Source organism: Streptomyces sp. MBT53 (genome assembly GCF_016654115.1).
Lineage (GTDB): Bacteria > Actinomycetota > Actinomycetes > Streptomycetales > Streptomycetaceae > Streptomyces.
Window position 1 is genome coordinate 1 of the sequence record NZ_JAEQAZ010000250.1, and the last position, 10,524, is coordinate 10,524.

The following is a 10,524-nucleotide window of genomic DNA, read 5'->3' on the forward strand; positions in this document are numbered from 1 at the left end:
GGGGAGGACCAGGGTGCGCGGGGTGAGGCGGGGCAGGGTGCGGCGAGGTGGGCGGGGGTCCTGGGCGAGGAAGACCTTGCCGGTGGCGGTGCAGTGGGCGGGCAGCCGGCCGCCGGTGCGGGAGACGATCGGGGTGGCGCGGCGGCCGGTGATCTTCTCCAGGAAGAGGGTGTCTGTGCCGTCCGGCACGGCCAGGTGCACGTTCTCGTGGGTCGCCTCGTGCAGATCGCCCAGGTAGGGCAGCGCCACGTCCCGCAACTCCCGTACGGACGGCGACGATTGGCCGAGGACGAAGAGGGCGAGCCCGATGCGGTAGCTGCCGTCCGTCATGCGCTCGACCAGGCCGAGCCGGACCAGTTCGCCGATCAGCCGGTGGGCCGTGGGCTTGGGCAGGCCGGTGCGCACGGCCAGTTCGGCGAGGGAGAGCGCGGTCCCGGCGTCGCCGCAGGCGCGGAGCAGCAACACCCCGCGTGCGAGTACCGACTTCGGCAGCGGCCCGTCCGTCATGGACCGATGGTGGTCGCTTGCGCGTACGGGTGACAAGGTGTGGGTCACGGTGAGTCGCGACCGCAATCGAAGCGGTATCTCTACGAGGTCCGAAGCGGTACGTCGACGAGCATCGGGCGCGTCAACTCGTCGACCCCGGCGACCAGTTCACGCAGGTGGTCCGCGCTCTCCGCCCGTACCGCGTCGACCCCGAAGAACCGCGCGGCCAACGTGAAGTCCAGGGCGCCGAGTTCGGTGCCGGGGCAACTGCCGCTGCCGCCCATCGCCTTGTAGGTGTCCTGGAGGGTGCGGTAGCCGCCGTTGCCCATCACCACGAAGAGCACGGGCACTTGCTGCTGTGCCGCGCTCCACAGCCCCTGGAGTCCGAACAGCGCGCAGCCGTCCCCGAGGACCGAGACGACCGGCCGTCCGGGGTCGGCGAGCGAGCGGCCGACGGCGGCGCCGATGCCCCAGCCGAGGCCGCCGCCGACGGTGTGGGTGTAACTGCCGGGGCGGTCGAGTCGTAACAGCCTGCGGAGCAACAGGCCGACGGTGATGGCCTCTTCGACGACCACCGCGTCCGGCGGCAGGCCTCGCGCGACGGCGTGGGCGGCGGCCCAGGGGGCGAGAGGCGCGGCCGAGTAGGCGGCGCGGGCGGCGGACTCGGCACGGGCCCGTTCGGCCGCGTGCCGTTCCCCGGCGCGCAGGACACGGGCCTTGGCGGTGTGGTCGGGGACCTGCTCGCCCAACAGCTCGGCGAGGCGGTGCAGCGAGGGCGCGAGCGCGCCCACCAGCCCCGCGTCGGCGGGGAAGTTGCGGCCGATCTCCTCGGCGTCCGAGTCGAGTTGGACGACGGTGATGCCGGGCGGCAGGGCGGGCCCGGGGCTGTAGTGGTGGGGCGTGAAGGCGTGGGCGCCGACGATCAGGACGGCGTCGTACGGCGCGAGGGCGGCCCGGATCGCGTCGTGGCGGGGTGGCAGCATCCCGGCGTAAAGGGGGTGCGTGGCGGGGAAGTCGAGGCAGTCGGCCATCGGCTGGTGGTGGACGGTCGCCCCGCAGGCCTCGGCCGCGAGGACGAGCGCGCCGACCGCGTCCTCGCGGCCCACTCCGTCCCCCGCGACGATCGCGGGGCGGGCGGCACCGCCGAGCAGTACGGCGGCCCGGTCGAGTCCGGCGGCGGGACCAGGCCGGGGCGGGGCGGTGCGGGCGGGGACCTCGACCTCGATGTCCTCGGCGAGCAGGTCCATGGGCAGGGACAGGAACACCGGCCCGGCGGGCGGCCGTTGGGCATGGGCGAAGGCGCGGCGCAGGGCCAGGGGCAGATCGCGGGCGTGCTGGATGTCGTACGTCGCCTTCACCGCGGGCCGGGCGAGGCCGAGGAGGTCGCCGGAGAGCATGGGGTCCTGCTGGAGGTGGCGGCGGTCCTGCTGGCCGGCCGTGACGACCAGCGGGGTGCGCGAACGGCGGGCGTTGAGCAGGCCGATGAGGCCGTTGGCGAGCCCGGCGGCGATGTGCAGGCTGACGAACGCGGGGCGGCCGGTGCCGCGCGCGTAGCCGTCGGCCATGGAGACGACGGCGCCCTCGTGGACACCGAGGACGTACTCGGGGGCGTCCTCCGCCTCCGACAGGGCTGCCAGGAAAGGGAGTTCGGTGGTGCCGGGGTTGCCGAAGATCCGGTCCACGCCCTCGCCGCGCAGGATGTCGAGGAAGGCGAGGGCGGGACGGTGACCCATGGGGGCTCCTCGGGGGACGGGACCGGTGACCGGTTCGCCGGTCAGCGTCGGGGTCCCGTCCCCGCGAGGCAAGCGCGGCGTGTCGCTCAGCGATACGTCGACACGTCAGCGCGCGTCGCTGAACCGCTCCCCCTTCTCGGCCTTCTCCACGAGCAGGGCGGGCGGCGCGAACCGCTCCCCGTAGCGCTCGGCGAGCGCACGCGCGCGTGCCACGAAGCCGGGCAGGCCGCCCTCGTAGCCGTTGATGTACTGAAGGACACCGCCGGTCCACCCCGGGAAGCCGATCCCGAAGATGGACCCGATGTTGGCGTCCGCGACGGACGTCAGGACGCCCTCCTCAAGGAGCTTGACGGTGTCGAGCGCCTCGGAGAAGAGCATGCGTTCCTGCATGTCTTCGAAGGGGATCTCGGCGCCCTCGCGGGTGAAGTGCTGGCGCAGGCCCGGCCACAGGCCGGCGCGCTTGCCGTCGTCGCCGTAGTCGTAGAAGCCCGCGCCGCCGCTGCGGCCGGTGCGGCCGAACTCGTCGACCATGCGGTCGATGACGGCCTCTGCGGGGTGGCCGGGCCAGGTGCCGCCCGCTTCCTCCACGGCCCGCTTCGACTCGTTGCGGATCTTGCGCGGGAGCGTGAGCGTCAACTCGTCCATCAGGGAAAGGACCTTGGCCGGGTAGCCCGCCTGCGCGGCGGCCTGTTCGATGGACGCGGGCTCGATGCCCTCGCCGACCATCGCGACGCCCTCGTTGATGAACTGCCCGATCACGCGCGAGGTGAAGAAGCCGCGCGAGTCGTTGACGACGATCGGTGTCTTCTTGATCTGCCGGACCAGGTCGAAGGCGCGCGCGAGGGCCTCGTCGCCGGTGCGCTCGCCCTTGATGATCTCGACGAGGGGCATCTTGTCGACCGGCGAGAAGAAGTGCAGCCCGATGAAGTCGACTTGACGCTCCACGCCTTCGGCGAGGGCGGTGATGGGCAGGGTGGAGGTGTTGGAGCACAGCAGCGCGTCGGGCTCGACGATGTGCTGGATCTCCTGGAACACCTTGTGCTTGAGGGAGGTGTCCTCGAAGACGGCCTCGATCACCGCGTCGCAGCCCGCGAGTTGCTGCGGGTCGGCGGTGGGCGTGATGCGGGCGAGCAGCGTGTCCGCCTTCTTCTGGGTCGTACGGCCGCGAGAGACGGCCTTGGCGCAGAGCTTCTCGGAGTAGGCCTTCCCTTTGGCCGCCGCCTCCGGAGTGACGTCCTTCAGGACGACGTCGATGCCCGCGCGGGCGCACGAGTAGGCGATGCCGGCGCCCATCATCCCGGCGCCCAGGACGGCGACCTTGCGGACCGGGCGGGACTCGATGCCCTGGGGGCGGTTGGCACCGGAGTTGACGGCCTGGAGGTCGAAGAAGAACGCCTGGATCATGTTCTTCGAGGTCTGCCCGGCGGCCAACTCGACGAAGTAGCGGGCCTCAATGAGCTGGGCGGTCTCGAAGTCGACCTGGGCGCCCTCGACGGCGGCGGCGAGGATGTTGCGCGGGGCCGGGTAGGGGGCGCCGTTGGTCTGCTTGCGCAGGCTGGCCGGGAAGGCGGGCAGGTTGGCCGCGAACTTCGGGTTGGCCGGGGTGCCGCCCGGGATGCGGTAGCCGGGCTTGTCCCAGGGCTGGGCCGACTCGGGGTTGGCGTCGATGAAGGCGCGGGCCTTGGCGATCAACTCGTCCGGGGTGGCGGCCACTTCGTGGACGAGACCGTTGTCGAGGGCGCGTCGCGGGCTGTACTGGGTGCCCTGGAGCAGCACCTTCAGCAGGGCGTCGGTGATGCCCAACAGCCGTACCGTGCGGACGACTCCGCCGCCTCCGGGGAGCAGGCCGAGGGTGACCTCCGGGCAGCCGATCTTCGAGCCGGGCGCGTCGAGGGCGATGCGGTGGTGGCAGGCGAGGGCGAGTTCGTAACCGCCGCCCAGGGCAGCGCCGTTGAGCGCGGCGACGACCGGCTTGCCCAGAGTCTCGATGCGGCGCAGGTTGCGCTTGATGGCGAGGCCGCCGTCGAGCAGTTCCTGGGCGGTGTCCGGGGTGACGCGGATCAGGTCGCGCAGGTCGCCGCCCGCGAAGAAGGTCTTCTTGGCGGACGTGAAGATGATGCCGCGGATGGACTCCTGCTCGGCTTCGAGGCGGTCGGTGACCGCGGCGAGGGAGTCGCGGAAGGCCGCGTTCATGGTGTTCGCGGACTGGTTGGGGTCGTCGAGGACGAGGGTGACGACACCGGTGTCGTCCTGTTCCCAGCGGATGGTGGTGCTCTCGGTCATGAGGGGGTTCTCCGTAGAAGTCTCTGCTGCCGCTGGGGAGTTCAGACGCGCTCGACGATGGTGGCGATGCCCATGCCGCCGCCGACGCACAGCGTGGCGAGGCCGTAGCGCTTGTCCTGGCGCTCCAGTTCGTCGACGAGCGTGCCGAGGATGATCGCGCCGGTGGCGCCGAGCGGGTGGCCGAGCGCGATGGCGCCGCCGTTGACGTTGACCTTGTCCAGGGACAGGCCCATGTCCCGCACGAAGCGCAGGACGACGGCGGCGAAGGCCTCGTTGATCTCGACGAGGTCGATGTCGTCGATGGTCAGCCCGGCCTTGGCGAGGGCCTTGCGGGTGGCTGGGGCGGGCCCGGTGAGCATGATGGTCGGCTCGGAGCCGGAGACGGCCGCGGAGACGATCCGCGCGCGCGGGGTGAGGCCGTAGCGCTCGCCGACCTCCTTGGAGCCGATGGCGACGAGGGAGGCGCCGTCGACGATGCCGGAGGAGTTGCCCGCGTGGTGGACGTGGTCGATCTTCTCGACCCAGTGGTACTTCTGCAGGGCCACGGCGTCGAAGCCGCCGAGTTCGCCGATGTCCGCGAAGGACGGCTTGAGCCGGGCGAGGGAGTCGGCGGTGGTGCCGGGGCGCAGGTGCTCGTCGTGGTCGAGGACGACCAGGCCGCTGCGGTCGCGGACCGGGACGACGGACCGCTTGAAGCGGCCCTCCTTCCAGGCGGTGGCCGCGCGCTCCTGCGAGAGCGCCGCGTACTCGTCCACGTCGCGCCGCGAGAATCCCTCGATCGTGGCGATCAGGTCGGCGCCGATGCCCTGGGGCACGAAGTTGACGGCGAGGTTCGTCATCGGGTCGTTGAACCAGGCGCCGCCGTCCGAGGCCATCGGCACCCGGGACATCGACTCGACACCACCGGCGAGGACGAGATCCTCCCAGCCCGAACGCACCTTGGCGGCGGCCATGTTGACGGCCTCAAGACCCGAGGCACAGAAGCGGTTCTCCTGCACTCCGGCCACCGTGTCCGGGAGTCCGGCGGCCACGGCGGCGATCCGGGCGATGTCGGAGCCCTGGTCGCCGACCGGTCCGACGACACCGAGCACGATGTCGTCGATCGCGGCCGGGTCCAGGTCCGGGAAGCGGTCGCGGATCTCGTGGATCAGTCCGACGACCAGGTCGATGGGCTTCGTGCCGTGCAGGGATCCGTTCGCCTTGCCGCGCCCGCGCGGGGTGCGGATCGCGTCGTAGACATACGCTTCGGTGCTCACTGCCAAGCCTTTCACTGAGGGTTTTCGAGGACGCGTCGAGGTGTTCCCCGACCTGAGTCCTCAACGACGTCGGCAAGCCGGGGGACGTCCCAGTCACGGGCCACGTCCGAGGTGTCGGCGCCCGGCAGGGCGGGCCCGCCGCGCACGGAGGTGGGTGTTCCGGAGAACCGGGGCGCGGGGGCGGGCTGGGTGATCCCGCCGTGCTCGGTGAAGGTCCCGCGCGCGGCGAGATGCGGGTGTTTCGGGGCCTCACGGAGCGACAGCACGGGCGCCACGCACGCGTCCGTGCCCTCGAAGACCACGGTCCACTCGTCTCGCGTACGGCTCCGGAAGCGGGCCGCGACCGCCTCGCGCAGCTCGCCCCAACGGGTCCAGTCCCGGCGGGCGTCGGCGAAGTCGGCGAGATCGAGGAGGCGCGTGAACTCGTCGTAGAACTGCGGTTCCAGGGCGCCGACCGCCATGTGCCTGCCGTCGGCGGTCTCGTAGGTGCCGTAGTACGGGCAGCCGCCGTCGAGGAGGTTGGCGGCGCGCCGGTCCTGCCAGCCGCCGGCGGCGAGCATGCCGTGGATCATCGCGGAGAGGTGCGCGGTGCCGTCGACGATGGCGGCGTCGACGACCTGTCCTGTGCCCGTCACGCGCGCGTGGTGCAGCGCCGCGAGGACACCGACGACGAGGTAGAGCGAACCGCCCGCGTAGTCGCCGAGCAGGTTGGCGGGGGCGGGCGGGGGCTCTCCCGGGCTGCCGATCATGCCCAGGGTCCCGGTCAGCGCGATGTACGCGATGTCGTGCCCGGCGCGGTCGGCCAGGGGGCCGTCCTGGCCCCAGCCGGTCATCCGGCCGTAGACGAGCCGGGGGTTGCGGGCGTGGCAGGCCTCAGGGCCGACGCCGAGGCGTTCGGTGACGCCGGGGCGGTTGCCCTCGATGAGGATGTCGGCGCGTTCGACCAGGTCGAGGACGCGCGCGGGGCCGTCGGGCGCCTTGAGGTCGACGAGGACCGAGCGCTTGTTGCGGTTGGTGATGTCGTGCTCGGGGGCGACACCGAGTCCGGGACCGCCGGGCCGGTCGACGCGCACGACGTCGGCGCCGAGGTCGGCGAGGAGCATGGCCGCGAAGGAGCCGGGGCCGATCCCGGCCAGCTCGACCACGCGCACGCCGGAGAGCGGGCCGTGCCCGGGCGTCGTTGCCGCTGTCATCCAGCCCCCAGCTGTGACACAACTGATGTGACACCGATGATGTTAAGAACGTGTTCCACTCGACACAAGACCTGAGCGAGCAAGCGCTTAGTCAAAGTACCGCCGTCGGCCGCGCCTAGCCACGGCCGTCCGCGTCCAGTTCGCCTGTCAGGCGCTTCGGGGCGATCGCGCGATAGCTCTCCTCCACCCAGTCGCACAACAGCTCGGCGGCCGGGGCGCCCTGCTCGGCGAGCGGTATCCGCACCCAGCCCGCCTTGCCGAGGCCGTAGCCGGCGGGCTCGGCGCCCGGCGAGGTCAGCGCGTGGGTGTGGGCGGTCTCGTCCGTGAGCTTGACCGTGAGGGCCAGCGGGTAGCTGCCGTCGTCGACACCGAGGAAGACGAACACCTTCTTGTTGACCTTGGCGACACTCTCGCCCCAAGGGAACTCCTCAGTGGCACCCGGCAGCCCGAGGGCGAACTCACGTACTTTCGCCCACTTCTTCAGGGCGTTCCTGGGCACGGCCACCTGCATACCTCCGGGCTCGTCGTCGGGCTCCGCACTCTTCACGCTAGCCTCAGCCACCGACAGCGGCGCGGGCTGCGGGACCCAGGAGTGTCATGAGCAGGCTGAACAGGACGGACCGTCCCTACGACATCGTGCTCTTCGGAGCCACGGGCTTCGTCGGCGCGCTCACCGCGGAGTACCTCGCCGCGCACGCGCCCCAGGGGCTGCGCTGGGCGATCGCCGGCCGCGACGAGCTGAAACTGAAGCGACTGCGCGAACGGCTGCCCGGCGGCACGACGGTGGGCGTCCTGCGCGCCGACGTGTCCGATCCGGCCTCCCTGCGCGAACTCGCCGAGCACGCGCGCGTGGTGGCCACGACGGTCGGCCCCTACGTCCGCTACGGCGAGGATCTCGTCGCCGCCTGCGCGGACACCGGCGCCGACTATCTCGACCTCAGCGGTGAGCCGGAGTTCGTCGACCTGACGTACGTCCGGCACGACGCACGCGCGCGTGAGACCGGCGCCCGCCTGGTGCACGCGGCCGGCTTCGACTCGATCCCGCACGACCTCGGGGCGTACTTCACCGTCCAGCAGCTGCCGGAGGGGGTGCCCCTGACCGTGGACGGCTTCGTGACCGCCGACGCGATGTTCTCCGGCGGTACGTTCGCCACGGCACTGACCCAACTCGGGCGCGGCAGGCAGGTGCTGGCCGCCGCGCGGGACCGGCGACGCCACGAACCGCGGCTGGTGGGACGCCGAACCGGAGCACCCATGGGGGCACCGCGGTTCGCCGGGGAGGTCGGCTCCTGGGCGGTCCCCCTGCCGACCATCGACCCGCAGATCGTTCAACGATCCGCGAAGGCCCTGGACCGCTACGGCCCCGACTTCCGCTACCGCCACTATGCGGCCGTACGACACCTCCCCGTGGCGCTCGGCGGTGTCACGGCGGTCGGCGCACTGGCCACCGCCGCTCAACTCCCGCCCGCCCGGCGCTGGTTGTCCGACCGCCTCAAGCCCGGCGACGGACCGAGCCCGGAGAAGCGCGCGAAGAGCTGGTTCTCCGTGAAGTTCGTGGGCGAGGGCGGCGGCCGACGCGTCTTCACCGAGGTCGCGGGCGGCGACCCCGGCTACGACGAGACGGCGAAGATGTTCGCGGAGGCGGCCCTCTCCCTGGCTCTGGACGAACTCCCGCCCACCGCGGGCCAGGTGACGACGGCGGTCGCGCTGGGCAACGCCCTCATCGAGCGACTCCGCGCCGCGGGCATCGTGTTCCGGGTGGCGGCGACCCGGTGAGGATGCCGGTTCCGCGTGTAACGATGGACGCCATGAAGACGCCGAACACCGACTGGATCACTGTCGCGGCCTACGAGAACGTGCCCGGCTGCCTCTCTCCGTGGGCGGCCACACGCGCTTGACTGCGGGAGCGCGGCATCGACTGGATGCCCTTCGCCCAGGACGAGTTGAGGTGGGGTCTCGCCTGCGGCCCCGGGCCCGACGGCCACTGGCACGGCTGGTTCGACATCCGGGTGCGCGCCGACGCGCTACGACGCCTCGGACTGCATCCGGACCAGCCCACCGCCGAGCCCGTCGGCCCGCCCCCACCACGTTGGTGGCACGCCGACGCGGAACGCCTTGCCTCCAACTGGCCCCGCTGATCCGGGAGTTCGAAGTACCCCTCGGGATGGTCTATAGTTGATCACGAGCCGGTCGCCGGAACACCCGGAGCCTGGTTACGCGTTGGTCGTCCAAGGAAAGATGCCCCGCTTCCTGCGGGGAGATGCAGGTGCAAGGCCTGCCCGGCGCTCAAGTCCGAGCCCCACACCTGTTGTTGCGGTGTGGGGCTCGTGTGTTTCCCGCCCCCGCACGTGCGCCCGGCTCACGGCCACAGCGTGTAGATCATCCCGCCGATCCAGGCGAGGCCCGCCGCCACGGACAGGACGAGCGCGATCGTCACGGCACGCTCGATCGGCTGGCTCGGGTGGGCAACGGGCTTCGGAGAACGGTGCGTTGTCATGCGGCACAGCCTGCCGATCACCCGGGCCCGGCCACATCCGTACAAGTACTCAGAACAGGTACTCAGTACCAACTCGCCCCGCGTACTCAGGCGGTGGCCTCCCGCAGCGCCCGCCGGCACAGCGCGTCCGCCCTGCGGGTCGTCTCCGGGAGGCGGTACTCCCGGGTCAAAGCGAGGGTGTGGGCACAGGCGTTGTCCAGGGTGACCCGGTGGCCGACGGAGACGAAGACCGGCTTCACGCCCTCGCGGGTGCGCAGCGCGCGGCCGACCTCCTCGGCGTCCGCACGGAGCGGGGAGGCGGAGCCGCGCGGGGCGCCCGGGTCGTCGTAGGTGAAGGTGAAGGGGTTCTTCGCGACGCCGATCGTGGGCAGACCGGTGAGGACACCGAGGTGGCTGGCGAGGCCGAAGCGGCGCGGGTGGGCCAGGCCGTAGCCGTCGCACACGACCAGGCCGGGCGGGCACGGCAGCGCGTCCAACGCGGCCAGGACCGTGGGGATTTCACGGAAGGCGAGCAGGCCCGGCACGTACGGGAACGAGACCGTGCCGACGGCGGTGGCCTCGGCGACGACGGTGAGGTCCGCCGCGTCCAGCACGACCGCCGCTGCCACCACCACGTCCCGCTCGTCGTCGTAGGCGACGTCGACTCCCGTGACGTGCCCGGTCCTTGGCGGTGGCCCCGGTTCGTCGGTCACCACCCGTTCCCGCAACTCGTCCTGGACGGCGCGGGCCTGCTCCTCGGTCGCGGGCCAGCCCGCGGGAATGCGTACGGTCGTCATGGTGGTGCCGAGCGTACGGGGATCTTCGGCGGCGGGTGCCATCAAAAAAGCGCCGCACTCGCCGCACCGCCCACGACCCTCAGTCCTCCAGCCGCGCCACGCGCCCCTTCTCCCCCGCCGCCCAGCAGCCCAGGTCGGCCGCGCAGTCCACGGTGTCGTACGAGCCGGTGTCGACGGTCTTCCAGGTGCGGCCGGCGTCGGTCGTGACGTCCGTGCCCGTGGGGCCGACCGCGAGGGCGGTGGAGCGGCTGTGGGGCAGCCAGGTCGCGCCGGAGCGGTAGGCGGGCGGCGGGGTGGTGG

The 10,524-nt window shown here is 72.0% G+C and carries 10 protein-coding genes and 1 pseudogene; 2 read left to right on the forward strand and 9 right to left on the reverse strand.

Features of this window, described 5'->3' with window-relative positions; translation table 11 throughout:
* The 6 genes from JHN45_RS54250 to JHN45_RS46195 all read right to left on the reverse strand — a co-directional run.
* Positions 1 to 507: IclR family transcriptional regulator (locus JHN45_RS54250; protein ID WP_201055402.1), on the reverse strand; the 507-nt coding region annotated here is incomplete at its 3' end.
* An 80-nt stretch (positions 508 to 587) separates the two neighbouring features.
* The gene (locus JHN45_RS46175) at positions 588 to 2,219 is read right to left on the reverse strand and encodes a thiamine pyrophosphate-binding protein (RefSeq protein ID WP_201055404.1); all 1,632 of its coding nucleotides are present in this window, start codon (positions 2,217 to 2,219) and stop codon (positions 588 to 590) included.
* A gap of 105 nt (positions 2,220 to 2,324) precedes the next feature.
* Positions 2,325 to 4,502 (reverse strand): 3-hydroxyacyl-CoA dehydrogenase NAD-binding domain-containing protein, encoded by a 2,178-nt coding sequence (locus tag JHN45_RS46180; RefSeq protein WP_201055405.1) that lies wholly within the window; start codon positions 4,500 to 4,502, stop codon positions 2,325 to 2,327.
* A gap of 41 nt (positions 4,503 to 4,543) precedes the next feature.
* On the reverse strand, positions 4,544 to 5,758 hold the full coding sequence (locus JHN45_RS46185; RefSeq protein ID WP_200709598.1) for an acetyl-CoA C-acetyltransferase: 1,215 nt from the start codon (positions 5,756 to 5,758) through the stop codon (positions 4,544 to 4,546).
* A gap of 11 nt (positions 5,759 to 5,769) precedes the next feature.
* Positions 5,770 to 6,951: a CaiB/BaiF CoA-transferase family protein gene (locus JHN45_RS46190; protein WP_201055406.1), complete on the reverse strand. Its 1,182-nt coding sequence runs from the start codon at positions 6,949 to 6,951 to the stop codon at positions 5,770 to 5,772.
* Between the two features lie 115 nt (positions 6,952 to 7,066).
* Positions 7,067 to 7,462, reverse strand: coding sequence for an MmcQ/YjbR family DNA-binding protein (locus JHN45_RS46195; protein ID WP_200709603.1), 396 nt, complete (start codon positions 7,460 to 7,462; stop codon positions 7,067 to 7,069).
* 86 nt (positions 7,463 to 7,548) lie between these two features.
* Between JHN45_RS46195 and JHN45_RS46200 the strand changes: the two genes are divergently transcribed.
* Both JHN45_RS46200 and JHN45_RS46205 read left to right on the forward strand, forming a co-directional pair.
* The gene (locus JHN45_RS46200; RefSeq protein WP_200709596.1) at positions 7,549 to 8,727 is read left to right on the forward strand and encodes a trans-acting enoyl reductase family protein; all 1,179 of its coding nucleotides are present in this window, start codon (positions 7,549 to 7,551) and stop codon (positions 8,725 to 8,727) included.
* Between the two features lie 146 nt (positions 8,728 to 8,873).
* Positions 8,874 to 9,089 carry a hypothetical protein gene (locus JHN45_RS46205; RefSeq protein ID WP_200709595.1) on the forward strand — a complete coding sequence of 72 codons (216 nt, stop codon included), beginning with the start codon at positions 8,874 to 8,876 and terminating at the stop codon, positions 9,087 to 9,089.
* 221 nt (positions 9,090 to 9,310) lie between these two features.
* On the opposite strand, the gene mmpA is transcribed toward JHN45_RS46205, so the two are convergent.
* The 3 genes and pseudogenes from mmpA to JHN45_RS46220 all read right to left on the reverse strand — a co-directional run.
* On the reverse strand, positions 9,311 to 9,448 hold the full coding sequence (mmpA, locus tag JHN45_RS46210) for a morphogenic membrane protein MmpA (protein WP_200709604.1): 138 nt from the start codon (positions 9,446 to 9,448) through the stop codon (positions 9,311 to 9,313).
* Between the two features lie 86 nt (positions 9,449 to 9,534).
* The gene (locus JHN45_RS46215; protein WP_200709594.1) at positions 9,535 to 10,224 is read right to left on the reverse strand and encodes an endonuclease V; all 690 of its coding nucleotides are present in this window, start codon (positions 10,222 to 10,224) and stop codon (positions 9,535 to 9,537) included.
* Positions 10,225 to 10,303: 79 nt separating this feature from the next.
* Positions 10,304 to 10,524, reverse strand: a pseudogene (locus JHN45_RS46220) (oxidoreductase); the annotation flags it as partial.